The sequence below is a fragment of the Qipengyuania sp. SM2507 genome, from assembly GCF_053714505.1.
This window is the reverse complement of record NZ_CM132307.1, coordinates 2,794,657-2,818,070: the sequence shown is the minus strand read 5'-3', so window position 1 is coordinate 2,818,070 and position 23,414 is coordinate 2,794,657. Positions and strand designations below refer to the sequence as shown.

The following is a 23,414-nucleotide window of genomic DNA, read 5'->3' as shown; positions in this document are numbered from 1 at the left end:
CGCTTGGCCGGGCCCCGCCGGGAGCGCTAGCCGGGGATCACCGCCTGCGCGCCGGCGCCATCGCCTTCGGGCGCGGCGATGATGTCGCGGGTGACGCGGCCCTTGGCGACGGTGTTGGTCTCGGGATCGCCCACCGAGGAGCGGATGCCCGGAGCCGCGGCGCCGGCGCGGTCGAGCGCGCTGGTCTCGACCGCACTGCGCGCTGCGGGTCCGCCGAACAGCGCCTCGAGCGCCTGCTGCGACGTGGTGCCTTCCGCGGGACGCGGCGCGCCCGGGGCGGGCGGTACGAGGTTGAAGTCGGGCGGCACCACCAGCGGCGCCTGGCGCTGGACGGCGAATTCGTCGGGCCGCTCGCGATTGAGGAAGCCGCCGCCGCCGCATGCGGACAGCATGGTCGCCGAAAGGGCGAGCAGGGCGAGGGTATGATGCTTGGTCATGAAGTCTTCTCCGCGGCGGAAGGCGCCGTTTCATCCATCAGGTCGTCGACATTGTCGCGTATGAGAAAGGCGCGGGCAAGGATAATCACCACGCCGATCGTGATCGCCGCATCGGCGACGTTGAAGATCAGGAAGGGCCGGAACTCGCCGAAATGCAGATCGGCGAAATCGACCACATAGCCCAGGTCGTAGCGATCGCGGATATTGCCCAACGCCCCGCCGAGGATCAGCGCCAGCCCGAAAATCTCGCCGAGCAGCTTTTCGCGCAGCATCCACACCGTCACCACCAGCGCGATCAGCCCGGTGACCCCGACCAGCGCCCAGCGCGCCTCGGGGCTGGTCGCCTCGAACATGCCCAGCGAGACGCCGAAATTGCGGGTAAAACGAAGGTCGAAGAACGGCAGCAGCTCCATCGCATCGCCGACCCGGTCGATGCCGAGCCGGTCGGTCACCAGCCATTTGGTCCATTGGTCGACCGCGAAGATGCCCAGCGCGATAAAGCAGCCGATCAGGCGATTGCGCAGCGTCCGGGTCATGCCGCACCGTCCATGTGAGCCACCACATCGGTGCAGCGATCGCACAGCGCGCCATCCTCGGCCACGCTGGGGAGCAGCCGCCAGCAGCGACCGCATTTGTTCTCCGATGTCCGGGTCACTGTCACTTCGTCGCTATCGCCGAAACTCACTGACGCGGTGATGAACAGTTCGGCCAGAGAGGCCTCGTCGAAGCCCGCGGGCACGCGCGAGGCGGGCACCACGACATCGGCCTCGAGCCCCGAGCGGATCACCTTCTCGCGCCGCAGCGGCTCGATCGCCTCCATCACGTCCTCGCGCAAGGACCGCAGCGCCTCCCAGCGGCTCTGGTCCGCTTCGACCCCGGGCACGACCGGCCATTCGAGCAGGTGGACGCTGCCGCCAGCCTCGCCGGGTGCCGCAGGATAGCGCGTCTGCCAAACCTCCTCGGCGGTGAAGACCAACACCGGCGCGGCGTAGCGCACCAGCGCGTGGAACAAGAGGTCGAGCACGGTGCGATAGGCGTTGCGGCGGGTGCTGTCCTCGCCGTCGCAATAGAGGCAGTCCTTGCGGATATCGAAATAGAAGGCCGAGAGATCCTCGTTGCAGAAATCGACCAGCAGGCGGGTGTAGGCGTTGAAATCATAGGCCAGCGCGGCGGCGCGCAGCTTGCCGTCGAGCTCGGCGAGGAGGGCGAGCACATAGCGCTCCAGCTCGGGAACCTCACCCGCATCGCCCATATCGCCGACGAAACCGTCGAGCGCGCCGAGCAGGTAGCGGAAGGTGTTCCTGAGCTTGCGATACTGGTCGGCCACGCCCTTGAGGATCTCGTCGCCGATGCGATGGTCCTCGGTGTAGTCGACGCTCAGCGCCCACAGCCGGATGATGTCCGCGCCGTATTGCTCCATCACCTTGAGCGGATCGATGGTGTTGCCCAGGCTCTTGGACATCTTCTTGCCCTGGCTGTCCATCGTGAAGCCGTGGGTCAGCACCTGGTTGTAGGGCGCGCGGCCGCGGGTGGCACAGCTTTCCATCAGCGAGGACTGGAACCAGCCGCGATGCTGGTCCGAGCCTTCGAGATAGAGATCGGCGGGCCATTGCAGCGCCGGCCAGCGCCCGCTCTCCAGCGTGAAGACATGGGTACAGCCTGAATCGAACCAGACATCGAGAATGTCGGTGACCATCTCGTAGTCGTCCGGCGCGTAGTCGGGACCGAGCAGATCGGCTTTCGCTATCTCGTTCCAGCCGTCGACGCCGTGTTCGCGGATGGCGGCGACGATGCGTTCGTTGACTGCGGGATCGCGCAAATAATCATTGCCGCCCTTCTTCACGAAGAGCGTGATCGGCACGCCCCAGGCGCGCTGGCGCGACAGCACCCAGTCGGGCCGCCCCTCGACCATCGAGCGGATCCGGTTGCGGCCCTTTTCGGGGATGAAATCCACCCGCTCGATCTCGCGCAGCGCGATTTCGCGCAAGGTGGAGTGGTCCTTCGAGGTGAACATCGCCACCGCCGCGCCGAAGCCCGAAGGCACCGCGACATCGAAATCGCCGGTGTCGAGCGGCTCGTCCATCGGCACGAACCATTGCGGGGTGCAACGGTAGATGACCTTGGCCTTGGAGCGCCATGAGTGCGGGTAGGAGTGCGCGTAATCCTCCGAGGCCGCCAGCAGCGCGCCCGCGTCGCGCAGGTCGGAACAGATCGGTCCGTCGGGCGCGTTGAAGGGCTTGTTGATCACCGCACGGCGGCGCTCCTTGCCTTCACCGTCGAGGTCGTCGGCGCCCAGCCACGGCCAGTCGTCGCGATAGCGCCCGTCGTCCATCACCGCGAACACCGGCTCGAGCCCTACCGATTTGCACAGCGCGAAATCGTCCTCGCCGTGGTCGGGCGACATGTGGACCAGCCCGGTGCCGCTGTCGGTGGTGACGAAATCGCCCGGCAGGAAGGGACGGGGTTTGGCGTAGAAACCTCCGAGATGGTGCATCGGGTGGCGCGCGACGGTTCCGGCGAGGTCGGAGCCTTTAAATACCTTGCGCTCTTCAAGGCCAACTTTGAACTGGCCGCCATCAGCAGTCTTTCCAAGGGCTGCCTCTATTCGCTCTTCGACTTGCTTCAGAAGCGGACGCGCGACCAGAAAGCGCTTACCCACGAACTCCCGCAACGGATGGGAACTGATAGCAAGTTCGAGGTTCTGTTCACCGACGGAAGAGCCGCCGACCATCGGTTCGGCTAGGACATACTCAACTTCCGCTCCATACGCCAAAGCCTGGTTCACCGGAATCGTCCATGGCGTTGTCGTCCAGATCACCGCGTATGCGCCGCGCAGCTCCTTGATCGGCGACTCGACAATCTCGAACGCCACATCGATCTGCGTCGAGACGATGTTCTCGTATTCGACTTCGGCCTCGGCCAGCGCGGTCTTTTCGACCGGACTCCACATCACCGGTTTCGACCCGCGATAGAGATTGCCGCCTTCCGCGAATTTCATCAGCTCGCCGACGATCGTCGCCTCGGCTGCGAAATCCATCGTCAGATAGGGATTGTCCCAATCGCCCAGACAGCCCAGCCGCTTCAATTGCTCGCGCTGGGTGTCGACCCACCCTTGCGCATAGGCGCGGCATTCGGCGCGGAATTCGGCCGCGGGGACCTCGTCCTTGTTGAGCTTCTTCTTGCGATACTGCTCCTCGACCTTCCACTCGATCGGCAGGCCGTGGCAATCCCAGCCCGGAACGTAGGGCGCATCCTTGCCCAGCAGCGTCTGGGTGCGGCAGACCGTGTCCTTGAGCACATGGTTGAGCGCGTGGCCCACATGAATGTCGCCATTGGCGTAGGGCGGGCCATCGTGGAGGATGAACTTTTCGCGGCCTTCGCGCGCAGCGCGCAGCTCCTCGTAGAGCGCATCGCGCTGCCAGCGCGCCAGAATGCCCGGCTCCTTCTGCGGCAGCCCGGCCTTCATGGGGAATTCGGTCTTCGGCAGGAAGACGGTATCTCGGTAATCGCGGGTCTCAGCCATAGGGCTGGGCCGCTAAAGGAAACCGCGCCTCTAGGGAAGGGTTTCGCGCGAAACGCTCATGCCAGCAATTCGCGCGCCGTGTCGCAATCGCGCTCCATCTGCGCGATCAGTTCGTCCAGCGAATCGAATTTCGCCTCGGGGCGCAGGAAATGGTGGAACCCCACCTCGATCTCCTGCCCGTAGAGATCGCCCGCGAAATCGAAGAAATAGGGCTCGAGCAATTCCTTGGGCGGATCGAATTGCGGGCGGATACCGACATTGGCCGCGCCCTTCAGCAGCTCGCCGGTGGCGAGGATCCGCCCGGTGACCGCGTAGATGCCGTAGCGCGGGCGCAGATAGCTTTCGATCGCGAGATTGGCGGTGGGATAGCCGATGGTGCGGCCGCGCTTGTCGCCATGCTCGACCACGCCGCGGATCGCGAACGGGCGGGTGAGCAGCCGCGCCGCCTCCTGTGGATCGCCGTCCTTGAGCGCATTGCGCACCCGGCTGGAGGAAATCGGCTGCCCGCCATCCATGACCGCGCCCACCGTGCGCGTCTCGAGACCGCGCTTGGCCCCGAAGCCGCGCAGCAGCGCGACATCGCCCTTCGCGCCCTGACCGTATTTGAAATCCTCGCCGGTCACCACGCCATGCGCGCCCAGCCGCTCGATCAGGATATCGGCGATGAAGTCCTCGGCCGGAGTGCCCGCCAGCGCGCCGTCGAAATGGAACACCAGCATCGCGGTCGCGCCCGCGGCGAGATAGAGTTCCTGCCGCTGTTCGAGCGTGGTCAGCCGGAACGGCGGCACCTCGGGACGGAAGAAGCGCACCGGATGGGGGTCGAAAGTGGCGATGATCGCCGGGCGCCCTTGCGCGCGCGCCCATTCGATCGCCTCGCCCGCGACCTGTTGGTGACCGAGGTGAAACCCGTCGAAATTGCCCAGCGCGATGATCGCACCGCGCAAGGAGGAAGGCACCGGCTCGCGGTGGTCGAGCCATCTCATGCTTCGTCCTCCGGCAGCTTGCGATAGGTGACGAAGGAATAGGCGGGGCGCTCGCCCGTCGCCGGATGGTCTTCGCGCGCCGCGACTTCCCAGGCTGCGCCGAGCTCGGGCATGAACACGTCGCCGGCAAAATCGGCTTGGATTTCGGTGACTTCGGCGCGGGTCGCGCGGTCCATGAAACTGTCGAAGATCGCCGCGCCGCCGATCACCGCGATTGCGCCTTCGCCCGCGGTGGCGAGCGCCTCCTCGACCGAGCGGGCCACTTGCGCGCCCTCGCTGTCCCAGCGCTCGCGCCTTGTCAGCACGATATGGCGCCGCCCCGGCAGCAGCCCGGGCAGGCTCTCGAAGGTCTTGCGCCCCATGATCATCGGGCAGCCCATCGTGAGCGCCTTGAAATGCGCCAGGTCGGCGGGGAGGTGCCAGGGCAGCCGCCCCTCGTGCCCGATCGCGCCATTGGCGGCGCGGGCGTAGACCAGGAAGATGTGCTGGGTCACGATGGGGTCTGGTGGGTCGGATTCTTGGCGCGGGTCAGCTTCGTGACGTGCCCCATCTTGCGACCGCTGCGCGCCTGTTTCTTGCCGTAGAGATGCAGATGCGTGTCGGGCTCGCTCAGCAGCGCCTGCGCGCTGGCCGCACCCTTGCCGATGAGATTGGTCATCGTCACCGTCTGTGCGACCGTCGCGGTATCGCCCAGCGGCAGCCCCGCCACCGCGCGCATGTGGTTGGCGAACTGGCTGGTGACCGCACCCTCGAGCGTCCAGTGCCCCGAATTGTGCACTCGCGGGGCCATCTCGTTGAAAACAGGACCTTTTTCGGTCGCAAAAAACTCCAGCGTCAGCACCCCGACATAATCCAGCGCATCCGCCACAAGCTTTGCCAGGGTATGTGTTTCATCAGTTTGCGCCGCAATCGCCTCCCCCGCCGGCAGCGAGGAAGTGGCGAGAATCCCGTCGTGATGGACATTGCGGGCCGACTCCCAGAACCGGATATCGCCATCCTGCCCCCGCACCAGGATCACCGAAAACTCCGCCGCGAAGTCGACGAAGCCTTCGTAGATCGCCGGGCCGTCGGACAATTGCACCGAATCGGCATCATGCGCCGATGCGATCCGCCACTGGCCCTTGCCGTCATAACCTTCGCGCCGGGTCTTGAGGATGCCGGGCGCGCCGATGCGGTCGATCGCCTCGACCAGATCGGCGCGCGAATCGACCGCGGCATAGAGTGCCGGGCACCCGCCGAGCCCTTCGACGAAGCGCTTTTCCGCCAGCCGGTCCTGCGCCACTTCGAGCGCCTTGCGCGGCGGGAACACCGGCGCGACCGGCAGCGTGTCGAATACGCTCAGCGGCACGTTCTCGAATTCATAGGTGATCACATCGCATTGCGCGGCGAAAGCGGCGAGCGCGGCGGTGTCGTCCCATCGGGCGACGAAGAAATCGGCGCAGACCTCGGCGGCGACATTGTCGCCCTCGGGCGCATAGCCGACGCAGCGATAGCCCAGCCGCGCGGCTTCCATCGCCAGCATGCGGCCCAATTGTCCCCCGCCGAGGATGCCGATCGTGCTGCCCGGTTTCAGCATCAGTCCTCCGGCCGCTCCGCCACCGCATCGCTGCGCGCCTGCCGCCAGGCCTTGAGCCGCTCGGTCAACGCCGCGTCGGAGCCCGCCAATATGCTCGCGGCGAGCAGGCCGGCGTTGGTCGCCCCGGCCTCGCCGATCGCCAGCGTCCCGACCGGCACGCCGGCAGGCATCTGGACGATCGAGAGCAGGCTGTCCTGCCCACTCAGCGCGCGCGACTGCACCGGCACGCCCAGCACCGGCAGATGCGTCAGCGCCGCGATCATGCCCGGCAGATGCGCCGCGCCGCCCGCCCCGGCGATGATGACGCTGATGCCTTCACCCTCGGCCTGCCGCGCGAATTCGTACATCCGGTCGGGGGTACGATGCGCCGAGACTATGCGCACATCGGTCGCGACCGCGAGTGCCTCCAGAACCGCGGCGCAGTTCTTCATCGTCGGCCAGTCGGACTGGCTGCCCATGACGATCGCCACTTTTGCACCCTGCGCCATGGTCACGCGTCCTTGAGGTAGTAGCGGTCGCCCGAGGGGCGCAAATTGTCGCCGAACTCATAGACGATCGGCTGGCCGGTGGGGATCTCCAGCCCGGTGATCTCCTCGTCGGAGATGCCCGAGAGATGCTTCACCAGCGCGCGCAGCGAATTGCCATGCGCCGAGATCAGCACCGTCTCGCCGCTCGAGAGCACCGGCAGGATTGCGCTTTCCCAATAGGGCAACACGCGTTCGATGGTGAGCTTGAGGCTTTCGGCGCGGGGCACCGGCACCCCGGCATAGCGCGGATCGTCGGCGAGATCGAATTCGCTGCCCGGCTCCATTTCGGGCGGGGGTACATCGAAGCTGCGGCGCCAGATATGGACCTGCTCGTCGCCATATTTGTCGCGGGTTTCCTGCTTGTCGAGCCCGGTCAGCCCGCCGTAATGCCGCTCGTTGAGCCGCCAGTCCTTGGTCACCGGGATCCACAGCCGGTCGCAGGCCTCGAGCGCCAGATTGAGCGTCTTGATCGCGCGGGTCTGGAAGGAGGTGAAGGAAGTGGTCGGCAGCAGGCCGTGCTCGGCGAGCAGGTGGCCTGCGGCGAGAGCCTCCTCGACGCCCTTTTGGGTCAGTTCGACGTCCCACCAGCCGGTGAAGCGGTTGGCGAGGTTCCATTCGCTCTGGCCATGGCGCACGAGAATGAGTTTGGGCATGGATGCTCCGGGCAAATCCTAGGAGCGCGTTTCGTTAGCCGCCCGGATCGGGTTTTGGAAGCGCCGCGTCCGAATCGTTTTGCTGGCGTGCCTGCGCCTTGCGGCGGCGCAGGTTCGCGCGCAATTGCGCGGCCAGCCGTTCCTCGCGGGTCGGTTTCGGATCGGTGTTCGCCATGGTGCGTGTCTGTGGCCGCGAAGCGCGCCAAGCTCAAGCATTCGCTTGACATTGGGTCCGGCTCTGACAATAGCGCGCGCCTCCTCAACCCCCTCTTTGGGGGCAGGGTCCGTGCTGCTGTAGCTCAGTGGTAGAGCGCGTCATTGGTAATGACGAGGTCGGGAGTTCAATCCTCCCCAGCAGCACCATTTTCCACCCGACGTCGGTCGAAATAAGTGCGAGCGCGGAGGCGCTTGCACAAAGCGGCGCGCTGCGCCACCTGTCCGCCCGTATCTGAGGGGACGACACCGGCATGCATTTCCAGCTTACCGAACAGCAGCGCGAGCTTCAGGACAGCGCGCGCAAATTCGCGCAGAACGAACTGCCCGAGCTGGCGCGCGAGATGGAGGAGAAGGATTTCTCCGTCCCCGCCGAAATGGTCCGCCGCTACGGCGAGATGGGTTTTCTGGGGGTCAATCTTCCCGAGCAATATGGCGGATTGGGGCTGGGGCATTTCGAGGCGATCCTTGTGCTCGAACAATTCGCGATGATCTCCAACGCGGTCGCCTTCCCGGTGTTCGAAGCGCTGGTCGGACCGGTGCGCACGCTTGAGCGATTCGGTTCCGAAGAACTCAAGCAGCGAATTATCCCGGAGGTCACAGCGGGCGAGGCGACGGTGGCGGTGTCGATGTCCGAGCCAGATGCCGGGACCGCGCTGACCGAACTGACCACGCATGCCAGCGACCGGGGCGATCATTACCTGCTCAACGGCACCAAGCGGTGGACCAGCGGCGCGGGCCATGCGCGCTATTATGTCACCTATTGCCGGCTGTCGGACGAACCGGCGGCGAAGGGCATCGGCGCGCTGCTGGTCGACAAGGAGATGGCGGGCGTGTCCTTCGGCGCGCGCGAAGAGCTGATGGGCTTTCGCGGGATCGAGACGCGCGACATCCTGTTCGATAATGTGACAGTGCCCAAGGACAATCTGGTGATCGGCGCGGGCGGGTTCGGCCAGCTGATGCAGGCCTTCGGGCTGGAGCGCTGCGGCAATGCGACGCAGAGCCTGGGTCTTGCGCAGGCTGCGCTCGATCAGGCGATCGAATACACCCAGGAGCGCAAGGCATTCGGCAAGCCGATCGTCGATTTCCAGGGCGTGCAATTGAAGCTCGCCGAAATGGCGATGCGGGTCGAGGCGGCGCGACTGCTGATCTACCGCGCAGTGGTCAATTCCGCCGAGCAGGCCAACGGTCTGCCCTCGGTCTACGAGAGCAGCGTCGCCAAATGCTATGCCAACGAGATCGTCCGCGAGGTCACCGCGCAGGGGATGCAGGTCATGGGCGGCTATGGCTATCACAAGGAATACGGCATGGAGCAGAGGCTGCGCGACGGCTTCGCTTGGGGAATCGCGGGCGGCGCGATCGATGTCCAGAAGACCAATATCACCGCCGCGATGATCGGCAGACGGTTCGACCAACGGCGTTGATTTGGCTTAGTGTATTGCCTAGATAGGACGCCAATGGATGATAACGACCCGCTAACGCAGCTGGACCCCGCCTATAGGTCGGTGATGCGGATCGTGACCGCGATCTGGCTGGCGATTTTGCTGGTCCCGACCGTTGTTGCGGAAGTGGCGATTCCGGGCTGGCACGGTGTCGTCGCGATCCCGTACGTGCTGCTCGCTGCGATCATCTTCTTCCGCCTGCCTCAACGGCGCTGGCAGGCGCGCGGCTATGTCATGGCCGACGAGCGGCTGCGGGTGGTCAAGGGGCTGCTGTTCCATTCGGACACGGTGGTGCCGTTCGGGCGGGTGCAGCATATCGATGTCGACCAGGGCCCGCTCGAGCGCGCCTACGATATCGCCACGCTGACGGTGCACACCGCGGGGAGCCACAACGCTTCGGTCCACCTTCCCGGTCTCAAGCACGCCGATGCGCTGGCGATGCGCGACGCGATCCGCGCAGCGATCCGGCGCGACACGCTGTGACGGGCGAGCGGTCTCTGCCTGAAGTGGGTCCGCAGGAAGAACTCGCCGCCGAACACCCCGGCGAGGCTCAGCGCACCGACCCCAAAAGCTTCATCGTCGGCGCAGTCGCTTCGCTCGGGCAGGTGGCGCTCCCGCTGGCCTTCGGTGCCTATGCGGTTCTCGATGGCGAACCGACCCGGCTGCTGTTCGCCATCCCCGCCGTGCTCGCCATCCTCGCCGTCAGCACGGCGCTGGCCTATCTGCACTGGTACCGCTTTACCTACCGCATCGGCGCCAGCGACATCCGCGTCGAGAGCGGCGTGATCTCGCGTGCTGCGCGTTCGGTGCCCTATGAGCGGATCCAGGATGTCAGCCTCGAGCAGAAACTGCTTCCGCGCCTGTTCGGGCTGGTCGAGGTGCGCTTTGAAACCGGGGCGGGGGGCAAGGACGAGCTCAAGCTCTCCTATCTCACCGAGGCCGAGGGTGAGCGTCTGCGCGAGGTTGTCCGCAGCCAGAAGGATGGCGCGGTCCTCGCCCCCGAATCAGCCGAAGCTTCCGTCTCCGCCGAAGCGCCGCCCCCGCTGTTCGCGATGGGGCCGCGCCGAGTGGCGACTTTCGGGCTGTTCGAATTCTCGCTCGCGGTGGTCGCGGTGTTGGCCGGTGCCGCGCAGCAGTTCGATTTCCTGCTCCCGTTCGACCTGTGGGATTTCGACGCCTGGCAGGACCGGCTGGCGGGTCCGGGCCGCTGGCTGGCGGGGCTGGGCTTCGCCGCGCAGCTCGCCGGCGGGATTATCGCGGTGGCGACGTTCGTTGCGATCGGTTTTGCCACCGGTCTGGTTCGGACCGCTTTGCGCGAATGGGACTTCAGGCTCGAGCGGACCGAGAAGGGTCTCCGGCGCCGCCGCGGCCTGCTGACGCGCACCGATGTGGTGATGCCGATCCACCGGGTGCAGGCCTTGCGGATGGGGACGGGCCTGGTGCGCCGCTGGTTCGGCTGGCTCGAGCTCAAGGTGGTCAGTCTCGCGCAGGACAGCGGCTCGGCCAACCACAGCGTCGCCCCCTTCGCGCAGGCCGATGAGATCGCGCCCATCGTCGCAGTGACGGGGTTTCATCTGCCGGGCGAGGAGCTCGACTGGCGAAGGGCGGCCACCCAGTACCGCACCGATCAGGTGATACTCGCGGGACTGGTCATGTTTCCACTGGCGGCGGGCCTGGCAATAGCGGGGCAGGGCCATCTGGCCTTGCTGCCGATGGTCGGCTTTGCCGTCATCGCGGCAATGGAATTCGCCAACTGGCGCTTTGCCGCCAACGGCTTCGACACGACCCAGCTGTTTCTGCGCCGCAACTGGCTCGCGCCCAAAGTGGCGATCGCCTCGCGGGTGAAGCTGCAGTCCGTCGAGATCAGCCAGGGCCCGATCGCCCGCCGCCGCGGCTATGCGACGCTGAGCCTCGGGCTCGCCGGGGGCAAGTTCGCCATTTCCGGGATTTCGCTCGACCGCGCGCGCGAATTGCGCGCCGCGGTGCTCGAATCGATCGCGGGCCGCGACTTCAGCGAGCTGGTCTAGGCGCGCAGATCGCTCCAGTCCGGGTTCTCGTCGAACTTCGCCGCGACATAGGAGCAGGCGGGCACTATCCTGAAGACCCGCTCGCGGGCATCGGCGACCAGAGCTTTCACCAGCTCCGCCGCGATGCCCTGCCCGCGCAAGGCGCCGGGGACCAGCGTGTGCTCTGCCACCCGCGCATCGCCGCGCTTCACCCAGGTGAGCTTGCCGGTGGCGTCGCTGCCCGGGATGCGGGCGAGATACTCGCCGCTCTCGCCGCCGTTGCTGGCGTTCTCGTGTCGTTCGATCGTCAAATCTGTCTCGGCCATCGGGGGCGGATCCTTTCGCTGTCTTGCATGCAACGCCTGTCGCTTTATGGGCGTTCCGATGCAGTTCCTTTCCGACAACGCCGCCGCCGTCCACCCGCTCGTCTGGGAGGCGATGCGCGCCGCCGATTCGCCCGATTCGCCCTATGATGGCGATGCGCTCTCGCAGGAACTCGATGCGCGCTTTTCGGCGCTGTTCGCTCGCGATTGTGCCGCGCTGTGGGTCGCGACCGGGACGGCGGCGAACTGCCTCGCGCTGGCGACCATGGTCCAGCCGCATGGCGGCGTGGTCTGCCACGAGGAAGCGCATATCGAGATGGACGAGGGCGGCGCCCCGGGGTTCTATCTCCACGGCGCCAAGCTGCTGCTGGCGCAGGGCGAGAGCGCCAGGCTGACGCCCGAAACCATCCGCGCCGCGATCGATCCGATCCGCGACGATGTCCATCAGGTCCAGCCGCACGCGATCTCGATCACCCAGGCGAGCGAATATGGCTGCGCCTATCGCCCCGAAGAAATCGCCGCCATCGCCGCGCTGGCGCAGGAACGCGGGCTGGGCCTGCATATGGATGGCGCGCGCTTCGCCAATGCGGTGGCGTTCCTCGATTGCGCGCCCGCCGAGGCCGCCGGTCCGATCGATGCGCTCAGCTTCGGCTGCGTGAAAAACGGTGCGATGAGTGCCGAGGCGATCCTGTTCTTCGACGCGCAAGCGGCGGATGTCGCACGCTATCGTCGCAAGCGCGCGGGCCATCTGCAGTCCAAGGGCCGCTTCCTCGCCGCGCAATTGCTGGCGATGCTCGACGGTGATCTGTGGCTCACCAATGCGCGTTCGGCGAATTCCGCGGCGCGGGAGATAGCCGAGGCTTGCGCGGACCGGCTGATGCATCCGGTCGAGGCCAACGAAGTTTTCGTGCGCTGCACTGCCGCCGAACGCGAGGCTTTGCGCGAACAGGGTTTCGGCTTCTACGACTGGGGCGCGAACGCTGCGCGGTTCGTAACCGCCTGGAACACGCGCGCGGAAGACGCGGCTTCGCTCGCCAAGGCCGTTTCCGGCCTGTGACCGCCGCCGCGACCGCGAATCCTGCCGATCATGCGCTGCTGCGGCCGCGGATCGTATTTCCCTTCCTGCTGACCGGGTTGATCTGGGGTTCGACCTGGTGGGTGATCACCGACCAGATCGATGGGGTGCCGCCCAGCTGGTCGGTGGCGATCCGCTTTGCCGTGGCCACCCCGGCGATGTTCCTGCTGGTGCTGGCGATGCGCAAGACGCTCAGGATCGGCAGGGCGGGCCACTGGCTCGCGCTGGCGATCGGGGTCACGCAATTCTGCGGCAATTTCAACTTCGTCTACCGCGCCGAGTTGCATCTCACCTCGGGCATCGTCGCGGTGCTGTTCACCATGCTGATCGTCTCCAATGCGGTGTTCGGCTGGTGGCTGCTGGGCCAGCGGATCACGCGCAATTTCGTCGCCGGGACGGTGGTGGCCTTGTGCGGGATCGCGCTGCTGCTGTGGCACGAGGCAGGGCTCAACCCGCTGGGCGGGTCGATCGGACTGGGCATCTTCTGGGCGGTACTGGGGATCCTGTGCGCCAGCATCGCCAATGTCGTCCAGGCCAACCAGACCGGCCGTTCGCTGCCGATGTTGAGCCTGCTCGCCTGGGCCATGCTCTACGGCACGATCGCCGATTTCGCGCTCGCCTATTGGACCGCGGGGCCGCCGGTGCTCCCCGACCGCGCGAGTTTCTGGCTGGGGATCGCCTGGTTGGCGCTGGCGGGAAGCGTGGTGACCTTCCCGCTGCATTACACGCTGGTGCGCCAGATAGGCGCGGGCCGCGCGGCCTATAACGGCATCGTCACCGTGATCGTGGCGATGGTGCTCTCGACGCTGTTCGAGGATTATCGCTGGACGGTGTGGACCGCGCTGGGTGCAGGACTGTCGCTGTGCGGGCTCGTCATCGCGCTGCGTGCCCGAACAGTCCCGACCCCACCAGCCGATACATCGGGGCTAAAGCAGCCCGCGTAAACCTTCTACATAGGTCGGATAGGCCGGGCGCCAGCCGAGCACCCGCTTGGCCTTGCCGTTGGCGACCCGGCGGCTCTCGGCATAGAAACCGCGCGCCATCGGCGAGAGCCCGGCCTGCTCGATGGTCTGTAACGGCGGCGGCTCCACGCCGAGCAGGCGGCAGGCCTCCTCGATCACCGCGTTCTGGCTGGTGGGCAGATCGTCGGCGAGATTGTAGGCGCCCGGCGGCGCGTCGGTTTGGAGCGCGGCGACCACGCCCGACACGATATCCTCGACATGCACCCGGCTGAACACCTGGCCGGGCAGGTCGATGCGATGCGCCTTGCCTTCGCGCACCCGCTCGAAAGCGCTGCGCCCGGGCCCGTAGATTCCCGGCAGCCGGAACACCCGCGCGCCCAGTTCCAGCCAGCGGGAATCGCATTGTGCCCGCGCGCTGCGGCGCCCGGTGCCGGTGGGTGAGGCTTCATCCACCCAGGCGCCATCGGCATCGCCATAGACGCCGGTGGAGGAGAGGTAGCCGAGCCACTTTCCGGCAAAGGCGGGCGCGTAGAGGTCGAGCACCGGATCGCTGTCGTCGGCGGGCGGGACCGAGGACAGCACATGGGTGCAATCATCCAGCGCCTTGCCCACCGCCTCGCGATCGGCGAAATCGAGCGAACCGTCGCTGCCTGTGGCGATCACCTCCCAGCCTTGCGCCGTCAGCGCTTGCGCGATCCGTTTGGCGGTGTAGCCCAGGCCGAAAATGAACAATCGAGACATAGGGGCGTATTAGCCCAAAGCCTCCCATATTAAAGCCTCCCGAATTACAGGACGGAAACACGCTCAATGGATATTGCCCGCACGCCCGCCAACCCCGATGGCAACCCCGAGATGGCCGATGCCGCGGTCGAGCCCAAGGCTCCCGCGCTGATCCGCCGCGAGGATTATGCGCCTTTCCCCTGGACCGTCGTGGCGACGCATCTCGATTTCGATCTCGGGCTGGAGAAGACTCGCGTCGAGGCGAAGCTGACGCTCGAGCGCAATCCGGCCGCCGAGGCTTCGCCGACGATCCGCCTCAATGGCGAGGGCCTCGCGCCGCTCGAGGTCCACTGCGATGGCGAGCCGAGCAACAGCCACACGATGGAGGGCGACGATCTGATCGTCACCCTGCCCGGCGATGCCCACGAGCTCACCATCGTCACCGAGATCGACCCCGCGGGCAATTCACAGCTGATGGGGCTGTTCGCCTCGAACGGCATGCTGTGCACGCAATGCGAGGCCGAGGGTTTCCGCCGGATCACCTTCTTCCCCGACCGGCCCGATGTGCTCAGCGTTTACACCGTGCGGATGCGCGCACCCAAGGCGCAGTTCCCCGTGCTGCTCGCCAATGGCAATTGCACCGCCGAGGGCGAAGAAGGCGAGCACCACTGGGCCGAATGGCACGATCCCTGGCCCAAGCCTTCATACCTGTTCGCGCTGGTGGCGGGCGATCTGGTCGCGCGCGGCGACGCTTTCACCACCATCGGCGGGCGCGAAGTGGCGCTCAACATCTTTGTCCGCGACGGCGATCTCGACCGTACCGAGCACGCCATGGAAAGCCTCAAGCGGGCGATGGCATGGGACGAGCAAACCTTCGGGCGCGAATATGATCTCGACATCTACAACATCGTCGCGGTCAGCGATTTCAACATGGGGGCGATGGAGAACAAGGGACTCAACGTCTTCAACACCAAATACGTCCTCGCCGATATCGACACCGCGACCGATGGCGATTTCGACGCGGTCGAGGGCGTGATCGCGCATGAGTATTTCCACAATTGGTCGGGCAACCGCGTGACCTGCCGCGACTGGTTCCAGCTCAGCCTCAAGGAAGGCTTCACCGTGCTGCGCGACCAGCTGTTCAGCCAGGATATGGGTAGCGCGCCGGTCAAGCGGATCGGCGATGTCCGCATTCTGCGCTCGGTCCAGTTCCCCGAGGATTCGGGCCCGCTGGCGCATCCGATCCGGCCCGACAGCTATCAGGAGATCTCGAACTTCTACACCTCGACGATCTACAACAAGGGTGCCGAGGTGATCCGGATGATGCGGACCATGGCGGGCGAGGAGGCGTTCCGCAAAGGCAGCGACCTCTATTTCGAGCGCCACGATGGCGAAGCGGCGACCTGCGAGGATTTCGTCAAGGCGATCGAGGACGGCGCCGGGCTCGATTTGACGCGCTTCCGGCTGTGGTATTCGCAGGCGGGTACTCCGAGGGTCACGGTTGCGCTGTCGCATGAGGGCGACACCGCGACGCTCACCCTGGCGCAGGAGGTCCCGCCGACCCCGGGGCAGCCCGACAAGCAACCGATGCCGATCCCGCTCAGGATCGCGCTGTTCGACCGCGCCAGCGGGACGCACCGCGGCGAAGAGCTGGTGGTGCTCAACCAAGCCATCGAGACGCTGACCTTCGACGGTTTCGCCACGCCGCCGGTGCTCTCGGTCAATCGCGGCTTTTCCGCCCCGGTGCGGATCGAGCGGGACATTCCCCGCGAGGACCTGACCTTCCTCGCCGCGAAGGACGATGACCCCTTCGCGCGCTACGAGGCGATGCAGGATCTGGTGGTCGGGCATCTCGGCGATGTCTTCGCCGGCGAGCTCGACTCGGGTGAACGCGATGCGGGGCGCGAGGCCATCCGTACCGCGCTGGCCGCCGTGCTGGCTGACGTCCGGATCGACGACCAGATGCGCGGCGAGCTGATGATGCTGCCCAGCGAGACCTATCTGATGGAGCAGGCGCTGGTCGCCGATCCGGGCGCGATCCACGCCGAGCGCGAGACGCTCAAGGCCTGGCTCGGCCGGGAACTGGGCGATGAACTGGTCGGCCTGCATCAAAGCGCTTCCGAGGCCCCCGGAACGCTCGATGCCGCAGCGCAGGGCGCGCGCAAGGTCAAGACGCTGGCGCTGACCTATCTCGCCGCCGCCGACCCCCGGCGCGCGTCGGACATTGCTGCAAAGCAATACGATGGCGCCACTACCATGACCGATCGCCAGGGCGCGCTGATGGTGCTCGCGGGTCTCGAAACGGCCGATCGGACCGCTAAGCTGCTCGATTTCTACAACCGCTATCGCGGTAATGATCTGGTGATCGACAAATGGTTCGCGCTGCAGGCTTCCTCGCTCCACCCGCAGGCCATCGAGCATGTGAAGGCGCTGCGCGATCACGAGGATTTCACCCTGCGCAACCCGAACCGCGCGCGGTCGCTCTACATGGCCTTCGCGGGCAATCCGCAGACCTTCCACTCGGCCAGCGGGGAGGGCTACCGGCTGATCGCCGATCTCATTCTCGAGCTCGACCCGATCAATTCGCAGACCGCGGCGCGATTCGTCCCCGCGCTGGGTCGCTGGCGGCGGATCGAGCCCGGTCGCGCGGCGCTGATGCGCGGCGAGCTCGAGCGGATCGCGGGCGCTTCGCAACTGTCGCGCGACACCTTCGAGCAGGTGAGCCGCTCGCTTGGCTAAGCTGCTCCGGGCCCATGCGCTCGAAGGGGTGCCGCACGGTTTTTCCAAGCGCCAGGGGGCCGCGGCCGGGGATATCCTGTCTGGGTCTGCGCTGGTCCAGGTCAGGCAGGTGCACTCGCCCTATGTCGTAACCGTCACCGGCGAGTGGAGCGGCGATCCCCCTGACGCAGACGCCATGGTCACCGACCGCGCCGGGCTGGCGCTGGGGATCGTGACCGCGGATTGCGCCCCGGTGCTGTTCGCCGACCGCGACGCCGGGGTGGTGGGCGCGGCGCATGCCGGCTGGCGCGGCGCGAACGAGGGGGTGATCGCCAAGACGGTCGCGGCGATGGCCGCGCTGGGCGCGCGCCCCGAGAAGATCGTGGCGGTGATCGGCCCGTGCATCGCGCAGGAAAGCTACGAGATCGATGCGCCGTTTCGCGAGCATTTCGGGCAGGAGGACGCGCAATTCTTTCGCGCCGGACGCGCCGGCCACTGGCAGTTCGACCTGCCCGGCTATGTCGCGGCGCGGCTCGAACAGGCGGGGGTCGGGTGGATCGAAAGCCTCAATCTCGACACTTATGCCGAAGAGGGCCTGTTCCATTCCTACCGCCGCGCCAGCCATCGCCACGAGACCATCGACGGGCGGCAAATCTCGCTCATCGCATTGCGTTGAAGCGTATTCCTCTTGCCAAAATCGCGGTTGGCAAGGTGTGCCATAGCGTTTAGAGGCCCCTCAATCCGGCAACGGGAGACCGCATCGTGCGCGTTTCCCCCGACCCGATCCCAGCGATCGCGGAAGGCCAGCCGGATGAGCAATTCTTCTGGCCCATTTCCGGGCCCACAGACTGAATAGAGGCAGGTAGGGCACCGCTCTGATGGCAGACACCGCTGCAACCGCGAACACCGAAATACCCGTGGTCCCTGTGGACGACGGAGCGACCGACGGCGTGCGCCGCCGCGATTTCATCAACATCGCCGCTCTCAGCACGGCGGGCGTCGGTGGCGCTGCGGTGCTGCTGCCGCTGATAAGCCAGATGGCGCCGTCCAAGGACGTGCTCGCCGAAAGCACCACCGAACTGGACGTCTCCTCGATCGAGACCGGCCAGGCGATCAAGGCAGTGTTCCGCAAGCAGCCGTTGTTCATTCGGCGGCTCACGCCGGAGGAAATGGCCGCCGCGAATGCCGTTCCGACGGGCAGCCTGCGCGATGCCGAGAGCCTCGAAGACCGCACCAAGGAAGGGCACCGCGACCTGCTTGTCACCATGGGCGTCTGCACCCATCTGGGCTGCGTCCCGCTAGGCGCCGCCGAGGGCGAGGTGAAGGGCGAATTCGGCGGCTATTTCTGCCCCTGTCACGGATCGCATTACGACACCGCGGGTCGCATTCGCAAAGGTCCGGCGCCGACCAATCTCGTGGTGCCGGAATATGCTTTTACCTCCGACACCACCATCACCGTCGGCTGAGGTTGTAGAGAGTAGATCATGAGCTTTCCCTGGGCACGCCAGTACGAGCCGAAGACCGGCATCACCAAGTTCCTCGACGAGAAGCTGCCTTTGCCGCGTTTCGTCTACAACGCGGTGGGCGCCGGCTATCCGGTGCCGCGCAACCTCAACTACATGTGGAATTTCGGCGTTCTCGCCGGCTTCTTCCTCATGTTCCAGATCATCACAGGCGTCGTCCTGGCGATGCATTACGCGGCCAATGCCAGCGTTGCCTTCGCCTCGACCGAGCACATCATGCGCAACGTCAACTGGGGCTGGCTGATGCGCTATGCCCATGCGAACGGCGCGAGCTTTTTCTTCGTCGTGGTTTACATCCATATCTTCCGCGGCTTCTTCTACAGCTCCTACAAGGCGCCGCGCGAGATGATCTGGCTGCTGGGCGTGGTGATCTTCCTGTTGATGATGGCGACCGCCTTCATGGGCTATGTGCTTCCGTGGGGTCAGATGAGTTTCTGGGGTGCCAAGGTCATCACAGGCCTGTTCGGTGCGATCCCGCTGGTCGGCGAGCCGATCCAGGTCTGGCTGCTGGGCGGCTACGCGCCCGACAACGCCGCGCTCAACCGCTTCTTCAGCCTGCACTTCCTGCTGCCATTCGTGATCGCCGGGGTGGTGATCCTGCACATCTGGGCGCTGCACATCCCCGGGTCGTCCAATCCCACCGGGGTCGAGATCAAGCAGGAAAGCGACACGGTCCCGTTCCACCCCTATTACACGGCCAAGGACGGCTTCGGGCTGGGCATCGCGCTGCTTGCGCTGTTCACGATGGTGTTCTTCCTGCCGAACGCGCTGGGCCACGCCGACAATTACATCGAGGCGAACCCGCTCTCTACGCCAGCACTGATCGTCCCCGAGTGGTATTTCTATCCGTTCTACGCGATCCTGCGCGCCTTCACGATGGACTTCATCCTTCCCGCCAAGCTGTGGGGCGTGCTCGCCATGTTCGCATCGATTCTGCTGTGGTTCTTCTTGCCCTGGCTCGATCGTTCGCCGGTCCGCAGCGGTCATTACCGCCCGCTGTTCCGCAAGTTCTTCTGGTTCGGCCTGCTCCCGACAATGGCCATGCTATTCTGGCTCGGGGGCCGTCCGGCCGAAGAACCCTATGTGATGCTGAGCCAGATTTTCACCGCCTATTACTTCCTGCACTTTCTGGTGGTGATCCCGCTCGTGTCGCAGATCGAACGGCCCGAGCCGCTGCCCTATTCCATCACCGAAGCGGTGCTGGGATCCGACAAGAAGGCTGTGCTCGGCGAAAACGCCGAGCCCGCGGTTTGACCGCGCTGAAAGCTACGAGAGAAGAGACCTTCGCATGATCCGGATCATCGCAATCCTCGTTGGCCTCGGCTTCGCAGCCGTCGCCCTGATCTCCTTCGCGGTGGGTGCCTATACCTTCGCGACTGAAGAGCCCATATCCCATCTGCCCTATGAAGAGCCGATGGACATTGCCTATTCCTTCGACGGCCCGCTCGGCACCTGGGACGTTGCCCAGCTGCAGCGTGGCTACAAGGTCTACAAGGAAGTGTGCTCGGCCTGTCACGGGTTGAAGTTTGTCGCCATGCGCAACCTGTCCGAGCTCGGCTATTCCGAAGCGCAGGTGAAGGCCGAAGCGGCGACCTGGCAGGTGCCCGGGATCGATCCGAACACCGGCGAAGCGACCATGCGACCAGGTGTCCCTACCGATCAGTTCCCCTCGCCCTATCCCAATGCGGTTGCGGCAGCGGCGGCCAACAACAACGCCATTCCGCCGGATCTCTCACTGATCACCAAGGCACGCGAAGACGGCACGAATTACGTAGCATCCCTGTTGGTGGGCTATCAGGAGCCCTCCGCCGAGGTGTTGGCGGAACATCCCGAAGCCGCGCCGTCGCCCGGCCTCTATCACAACATCTACTTCCACAATCTCAATCTCGCCATGGCGCCGCCACTGATGAACGCCGGCCAGGTGACCTACGACGACGGGACGGAAGCGACGCTGCCGCAGATGTCGCAGGATGTTGCCGCCTTCCTGACCTGGACCGCAGAACCGACGCTGGTGAAGCGCAAGCAGACCGGATGGCCGGTGATGATCTTCCTGCTGTTCGCCACCGTGCTGGCCTATCTGTCGAAGAAGCAGATCTGGTCAGCGATCAAGCCGAAGCACCTCCCAAAGAACGACAAGGACTGATCGCGATCCGCGAGCTCCTGACATTCGGCCCCTCGCATCCGCGTGATGCGGGGGGCCTTTTTGTGTCGGGGCAGGCATGAGCCCGGACGATCTCAAGGCGCTGGTCCGGACCGTGCCAGACTTTCCCGAACCCGGTATCCAGTTTCGCGATATCACCACGCTGATCGCGCATGGCGAGGGCTTTGCGGCCTGCGTTGGCCATCTTGCGGCGAGCGCGCGCGCGGGCGGGGCGGAGGCAATCGCGGGGATGGAGGCACGCGGCTTCATATTCGGCGCTGCGGTGGCGGTCGCGCTGGGGATCGGTTTCGTCCCCGTACGCAAGCCGGGCAAGCTGCCGGTCGCAACCATCGGGATCGATTACGCGCTCGAATACGGTACCGACCGGCTCGAGATGGACCCGGGCGCGGTGGTGCCGGGTCAGCGCGTGGTGCTGGTCGACGATCTCATCGCCACCGGCGGAACCGCCTGCGCGGCAGCAAGCCTGCTCCGCCGCGCGGGGGCGGTGGTGGAACACGCGGCCTTCGTCATCGACCTGCCCGATTTGCGGGGTGCCAAGCGCCTTGGCGAGCTCGACATCGAGGTCGACGCCCTGATGCGGTTCGAGGGCGAATAGGCGCCTTTTCGCATTTGCGGTTGGAAACACCCGCACCCTCGTGCATTCTTTCCATGCGCCGTGAGCGTGACCGCGCGTCTCGCGTTCCATCGGCCTGCAGGGGGCACCGGCTTAAGCCATGCAAGATCAAACGCTAGTCATCGCCGTGGTCGGCGTCCTGGGCATCGGTGCCCAGTGGATCGCCTGGCGCAGCGGCTGGCCGGCGATCGTGCTGATGCTGTTCGCCGGCTTCATGGCCGGCCCCGTGCTCAACCTGTTCGATCCCGAACTGGTGTTCGGCGACCTGCTCGAGACGATGGTCTCGATCGGTGTGGCGCTGATCCTGTTCGAAGGCGGGCTGAGCCTGAATTTCCGCGAACTGCGCCATTCCGGGCAGGCGGTGTGGCGGCTGGCGACCATCGGTGTGCTGGTCGGCTGGTTCCTCGGCGCGCTGGCCGCGCATGAGGTCGCCGGGCTGGTGCTGCCCGTCGCGGTGCTGTTCGGCGGCATTCTGGTGGTCACCGGCCCGACGGTGGTCATCCCGCTGCTGCGTCAGAGCTCGATCCAGACCCGGCCGGCCTCGATCCTCAAATGGGAATCGATCGTCAATGACCCGACCGGGGCGCTGTGCGCGGTCATCGCCTATGAATATTTTCGCCTCTCGGTCGATGGCGCCACGGTTTTCGAGGTGGTGCCCCCGCTGCTGATCTCCGCCGCGCTGGCGGGCCTGCTGGGCTATGTCGCCGCCGCCATCATCGCCTGGGCCTTCCCCCGCGGCGCGGTTCCCGAATACCTCAAGGTGCCCGTGCTGCTGACCGCGGTGATCGGCGTCTTCGTGCTGTCCAACATGATCGAGCACGAAGCGGGTCTCGTGGCGGTCACGGTGATGGGGATCGCGCTGGCGAACATGAACGTCCAGAGCCTGCGCAGCATCCACCCATTCAAGGAAAACATCGCGGTCCTGCTGGTGTCGGGTATCTTCATCCTGCTGTCGGCCTCGCTCGAATGGGGCGATCTGGAATATCTCAACTGGCGCTTCGGCGCCTTCCTGCTCGTCCTGCTGTTCGTTGTCCGCCCGCTGACCATCGTGATCAGCCTGGCGGGCAGTTCGATCCCCTGGAACGAGCGGTTGTTCCTGGCATGGATCGCACCGCGCGGGATCGTGCTGGTCGCCATCTCGGGCCTTTTCGCGCTGCGGTTGACCGAGTTGGGCTATGACGATGGCAACATCCTTATCGGACTGAGCTTCGCGGTCGTGGTCACCACTATTGTCGCGCATGGCTTTACCGTCGACCTCGTCGCGCGCCTGCTAAAGGTCAAGGGCGTGACCCGGCCGGGCCTGCTGATCGTCGGCAGCACGCCCTGGACCATAGCGCTCGCGAAGCAGATGCTCGATCTCAAGACCCCGGTCATGGTGGTCGATTCCAGCTGGCAGCGGCTCGCTCTCGCGCGGCAGAAGGGGGTGCCCTTCTACCACGGCGAAATCCTCAACGAGGCGACCGAGCACAATCTCGATCTCGGACCGTTCCAAGTGCTCGTCGCCGCGACCGACAACGAGGCCTACAACACGCTGGTGTGCAACGAATTCGCCCATGAGATCGGCCGCGATTCGGTCTATCAGCTGGGCGAGGCGGGCGACGATTACGATCGCCATTCGCTGCCGGTCGCGCTGCGCGGGCGCGCACTGTTCGAATCTGGCTGGGGTGTGACCGAGACCAACGAGCGCCAGAAGGAGGGCTGGGTCTTCCGCAAGACCAGGCTGTCCGAAGAATTCAACTACGAGGACGCGCAGGAAAAACTGCCCGAGAGCGCGCATATGCTGCTGCTGCTGCGCGAAGGCGGACGGATGCGGTTCTTCACCCACGCCGCCCGTCCCGAGCCGCGCGCCGGGGACATTATCGTCACCTTCACCCCGCCCCAGCAGCGCACGGCGGAAGAAGTCGCCGCAAGGCGCGCCCGCAAGGGCGGACCCAAGCCGGAGCCAGCATGAAGAGTATC

The 23,414-nt window shown here is 65.8% G+C and carries 23 protein-coding genes and 1 tRNA gene; 13 read left to right on the top strand and 11 right to left on the bottom strand.

Going from position 1 to position 23,414, the window contains the following annotated elements; all coding sequences use genetic code 11:
- Nucleotides 1-26: 26 nt before the first annotated feature.
- The 9 genes from ACWIKC_RS13690 to ACWIKC_RS13650 are packed head-to-tail and all read right to left on the bottom strand — an operon-like array spanning nucleotide 27 to nucleotide 7,874.
- Entirely contained in the window at nucleotides 27-437 is a 411-nt protein-coding gene (locus tag ACWIKC_RS13690; RefSeq protein WP_454597995.1) for a DUF3035 domain-containing protein, read from the bottom strand.
- Nucleotides 434-973 carry a signal peptidase II gene (lspA, locus tag ACWIKC_RS13685; RefSeq protein WP_454597994.1) on the bottom strand — a complete coding sequence of 180 codons (540 nt, stop codon included), beginning with the start codon at nucleotides 971-973 and terminating at the stop codon, nucleotides 434-436. The genes ACWIKC_RS13690 and lspA overlap by 4 nt, the downstream gene beginning before the upstream one ends.
- Complete coding sequence (gene ileS, locus ACWIKC_RS13680) at nucleotides 970-3,960, bottom strand: isoleucine--tRNA ligase (RefSeq protein ID WP_454597993.1); 2,991 nt, start codon at nucleotides 3,958-3,960, stop codon at nucleotides 970-972. Before ileS ends, lspA begins: the two co-directional genes overlap by 4 nt.
- A gap of 56 nt (nucleotides 3,961-4,016) precedes the next feature.
- A complete protein-coding gene (locus ACWIKC_RS13675; RefSeq protein WP_454597992.1) occupies nucleotides 4,017-4,943 on the bottom strand; it encodes a bifunctional riboflavin kinase/FAD synthetase in 927 nt (308 codons plus the stop codon).
- Complete coding sequence (locus ACWIKC_RS13670; protein WP_454597991.1) at nucleotides 4,940-5,437, bottom strand: dihydrofolate reductase; 498 nt, start codon at nucleotides 5,435-5,437, stop codon at nucleotides 4,940-4,942. The genes ACWIKC_RS13675 and ACWIKC_RS13670 overlap by 4 nt, the downstream gene beginning before the upstream one ends.
- The gene (locus tag ACWIKC_RS13665) at nucleotides 5,434-6,519 is read right to left on the bottom strand and encodes a 5-(carboxyamino)imidazole ribonucleotide synthase (protein WP_454597990.1); all 1,086 of its coding nucleotides are present in this window, start codon (nucleotides 6,517-6,519) and stop codon (nucleotides 5,434-5,436) included. Before ACWIKC_RS13665 ends, ACWIKC_RS13670 begins: the two co-directional genes overlap by 4 nt.
- The gene (gene purE / locus ACWIKC_RS13660) at nucleotides 6,519-7,007 is read right to left on the bottom strand and encodes a 5-(carboxyamino)imidazole ribonucleotide mutase (protein ID WP_454597989.1); all 489 of its coding nucleotides are present in this window, start codon (nucleotides 7,005-7,007) and stop codon (nucleotides 6,519-6,521) included. Before purE ends, ACWIKC_RS13665 begins: the two co-directional genes overlap by 1 nt.
- 2 nt (nucleotides 7,008-7,009) lie before the next feature.
- Nucleotides 7,010-7,699, bottom strand: a complete 690-nt coding sequence (gpmA, locus tag ACWIKC_RS13655) for a 2,3-diphosphoglycerate-dependent phosphoglycerate mutase (protein ID WP_454597988.1) — start codon at nucleotides 7,697-7,699, stop codon at nucleotides 7,010-7,012.
- Between the two features lie 34 nt (nucleotides 7,700-7,733).
- Nucleotides 7,734-7,874, bottom strand: coding sequence for a hypothetical protein (locus ACWIKC_RS13650; RefSeq protein WP_454597987.1), 141 nt, complete (start codon nucleotides 7,872-7,874; stop codon nucleotides 7,734-7,736).
- 113 nt (nucleotides 7,875-7,987) lie between these two features.
- Here ACWIKC_RS13650 and ACWIKC_RS13645 point away from each other — a divergent pair.
- The 4 genes from ACWIKC_RS13645 to ACWIKC_RS13630 all read left to right on the top strand — a co-directional run bounded on the left by ACWIKC_RS13645 (nucleotide 7,988) and on the right by ACWIKC_RS13630 (nucleotide 11,381).
- Nucleotides 7,988-8,062: transfer RNA gene (locus ACWIKC_RS13645), tRNA-Thr, on the top strand.
- Between the two features lie 104 nt (nucleotides 8,063-8,166).
- A complete protein-coding gene (locus ACWIKC_RS13640; RefSeq protein ID WP_454597986.1) occupies nucleotides 8,167-9,336 on the top strand; it encodes an acyl-CoA dehydrogenase family protein in 1,170 nt (389 codons plus the stop codon).
- A gap of 33 nt (nucleotides 9,337-9,369) precedes the next feature.
- Complete coding sequence (locus tag ACWIKC_RS13635; protein WP_454597985.1) at nucleotides 9,370-9,837, top strand: PH domain-containing protein; 468 nt, start codon at nucleotides 9,370-9,372, stop codon at nucleotides 9,835-9,837.
- On the top strand, nucleotides 9,834-11,381 hold the full coding sequence (locus tag ACWIKC_RS13630) for a PH domain-containing protein (RefSeq protein WP_454597984.1): 1,548 nt from the start codon (nucleotides 9,834-9,836) through the stop codon (nucleotides 11,379-11,381). Before ACWIKC_RS13635 ends, ACWIKC_RS13630 begins: the two co-directional genes overlap by 4 nt.
- Here the strand turns inward: ACWIKC_RS13630 and ACWIKC_RS13625 are convergent.
- Nucleotides 11,378-11,686, bottom strand: a complete 309-nt coding sequence (locus ACWIKC_RS13625) for a GNAT family N-acetyltransferase (protein WP_454597983.1) — start codon at nucleotides 11,684-11,686, stop codon at nucleotides 11,378-11,380. The genes ACWIKC_RS13630 and ACWIKC_RS13625 overlap by 4 nt on opposite strands.
- Nucleotides 11,687-11,744: 58 nt before the next feature.
- Between ACWIKC_RS13625 and ACWIKC_RS13620 the strand changes: the two genes are divergently transcribed.
- Nucleotides 11,745-12,740, top strand: a complete 996-nt coding sequence (locus ACWIKC_RS13620; RefSeq protein ID WP_454597982.1) for a threonine aldolase family protein — start codon at nucleotides 11,745-11,747, stop codon at nucleotides 12,738-12,740.
- The gene (locus ACWIKC_RS13615) at nucleotides 12,737-13,702 is read left to right on the top strand and encodes a DMT family transporter (RefSeq protein ID WP_454597981.1); all 966 of its coding nucleotides are present in this window, start codon (nucleotides 12,737-12,739) and stop codon (nucleotides 13,700-13,702) included. Before ACWIKC_RS13620 ends, ACWIKC_RS13615 begins: the two co-directional genes overlap by 4 nt.
- Here ACWIKC_RS13615 and ACWIKC_RS13610 read toward each other — a convergent pair.
- Entirely contained in the window at nucleotides 13,685-14,461 is a 777-nt protein-coding gene (locus ACWIKC_RS13610) for an SDR family oxidoreductase (RefSeq protein WP_454597980.1), read from the bottom strand. The genes ACWIKC_RS13615 and ACWIKC_RS13610 overlap by 18 nt on opposite strands.
- Nucleotides 14,462-14,527: 66 nt before the next feature.
- Between ACWIKC_RS13610 and pepN the strand changes: the two genes are divergently transcribed.
- From pepN to ACWIKC_RS13575, 7 genes are all read left to right on the top strand, one after another.
- Nucleotides 14,528-17,179: an aminopeptidase N gene (pepN, locus tag ACWIKC_RS13605; protein WP_454597979.1), complete on the top strand. Its 2,652-nt coding sequence runs from the start codon at nucleotides 14,528-14,530 to the stop codon at nucleotides 17,177-17,179.
- Entirely contained in the window at nucleotides 17,172-17,834 is a 663-nt protein-coding gene (gene pgeF, locus ACWIKC_RS13600; protein ID WP_454597978.1) for a peptidoglycan editing factor PgeF, read from the top strand. Before pepN ends, pgeF begins: the two co-directional genes overlap by 8 nt.
- Nucleotides 17,835-18,036: 202 nt before the next feature.
- A complete protein-coding gene (gene petA / locus ACWIKC_RS13595; protein WP_454597977.1) occupies nucleotides 18,037-18,624 on the top strand; it encodes a ubiquinol-cytochrome c reductase iron-sulfur subunit in 588 nt (195 codons plus the stop codon).
- A gap of 18 nt (nucleotides 18,625-18,642) precedes the next feature.
- Nucleotides 18,643-19,935 (top strand): cytochrome b, encoded by a 1,293-nt coding sequence (locus ACWIKC_RS13590; protein ID WP_454597976.1) that lies wholly within the window; start codon nucleotides 18,643-18,645, stop codon nucleotides 19,933-19,935.
- Between the two features lie 34 nt (nucleotides 19,936-19,969).
- Nucleotides 19,970-20,824, top strand: a complete 855-nt coding sequence (locus ACWIKC_RS13585; protein WP_454597975.1) for a cytochrome c1 — start codon at nucleotides 19,970-19,972, stop codon at nucleotides 20,822-20,824.
- Nucleotides 20,825-20,900: 76 nt separating this feature from the next.
- The gene (locus ACWIKC_RS13580) at nucleotides 20,901-21,437 is read left to right on the top strand and encodes an adenine phosphoribosyltransferase (RefSeq protein WP_454597974.1); all 537 of its coding nucleotides are present in this window, start codon (nucleotides 20,901-20,903) and stop codon (nucleotides 21,435-21,437) included.
- Between the two features lie 118 nt (nucleotides 21,438-21,555).
- Complete coding sequence (locus tag ACWIKC_RS13575) at nucleotides 21,556-23,406, top strand: cation:proton antiporter (RefSeq protein ID WP_454597973.1); 1,851 nt, start codon at nucleotides 21,556-21,558, stop codon at nucleotides 23,404-23,406.
- The last annotated feature ends 8 nt before the right edge of the window (nucleotides 23,407-23,414 follow it).

What these genes read in the sequence shown, in the direction of transcription:
- ACWIKC_RS13690 (WP_454597995.1), bottom strand. Translation starts at nt 437, where the DNA reads ATGACCAAGCATCATACCCTCGCCCTGCTCGCCCTTTCGGCGACCATG.
- lspA (WP_454597994.1), bottom strand. Translation starts at nt 973, where the DNA reads ATGACCCGGACGCTGCGCAATCGCCTGATCGGCTGCTTTATCGCGCTG.
- ileS (WP_454597993.1), bottom strand. Translation starts at nt 3,960, where the DNA reads ATGGCTGAGACCCGCGATTACCGAGATACCGTCTTCCTGCCGAAGACC.
- ACWIKC_RS13675 (WP_454597992.1), bottom strand. Translation starts at nt 4,943, where the DNA reads ATGAGATGGCTCGACCACCGCGAGCCGGTGCCTTCCTCCTTGCGCGGT.
- ACWIKC_RS13665 (WP_454597990.1), bottom strand. Translation starts at nt 6,519, where the DNA reads ATGCTGAAACCGGGCAGCACGATCGGCATCCTCGGCGGGGGACAATTG.
- purE (WP_454597989.1), bottom strand. Translation starts at nt 7,007, where the DNA reads ATGGCGCAGGGTGCAAAAGTGGCGATCGTCATGGGCAGCCAGTCCGAC.
- gpmA (WP_454597988.1), bottom strand. Translation starts at nt 7,699, where the DNA reads ATGCCCAAACTCATTCTCGTGCGCCATGGCCAGAGCGAATGGAACCTC.
- ACWIKC_RS13650 (WP_454597987.1), bottom strand. Translation starts at nt 7,874, where the DNA reads ATGGCGAACACCGATCCGAAACCGACCCGCGAGGAACGGCTGGCCGCG.
- ACWIKC_RS13640 (WP_454597986.1), top strand. Translation starts at nt 8,167, where the DNA reads ATGCATTTCCAGCTTACCGAACAGCAGCGCGAGCTTCAGGACAGCGCG.
- ACWIKC_RS13635 (WP_454597985.1), top strand. Translation starts at nt 9,370, where the DNA reads ATGGATGATAACGACCCGCTAACGCAGCTGGACCCCGCCTATAGGTCG.
- ACWIKC_RS13625 (WP_454597983.1), bottom strand. Translation starts at nt 11,686, where the DNA reads ATGGCCGAGACAGATTTGACGATCGAACGACACGAGAACGCCAGCAAC.
- ACWIKC_RS13620 (WP_454597982.1), top strand. Translation starts at nt 11,745, where the DNA reads ATGCAGTTCCTTTCCGACAACGCCGCCGCCGTCCACCCGCTCGTCTGG.
- ACWIKC_RS13610 (WP_454597980.1), bottom strand. Translation starts at nt 14,461, where the DNA reads ATGTCTCGATTGTTCATTTTCGGCCTGGGCTACACCGCCAAACGGATC.
- pepN (WP_454597979.1), top strand. Translation starts at nt 14,528, where the DNA reads ATGGATATTGCCCGCACGCCCGCCAACCCCGATGGCAACCCCGAGATG.
- petA (WP_454597977.1), top strand. Translation starts at nt 18,037, where the DNA reads ATGGCAGACACCGCTGCAACCGCGAACACCGAAATACCCGTGGTCCCT.
- ACWIKC_RS13590 (WP_454597976.1), top strand. Translation starts at nt 18,643, where the DNA reads ATGAGCTTTCCCTGGGCACGCCAGTACGAGCCGAAGACCGGCATCACC.
- ACWIKC_RS13585 (WP_454597975.1), top strand. Translation starts at nt 19,970, where the DNA reads ATGATCCGGATCATCGCAATCCTCGTTGGCCTCGGCTTCGCAGCCGTC.
- ACWIKC_RS13580 (WP_454597974.1), top strand. Translation starts at nt 20,901, where the DNA reads ATGAGCCCGGACGATCTCAAGGCGCTGGTCCGGACCGTGCCAGACTTT.
- ACWIKC_RS13575 (WP_454597973.1), top strand. Translation starts at nt 21,556, where the DNA reads ATGCAAGATCAAACGCTAGTCATCGCCGTGGTCGGCGTCCTGGGCATC.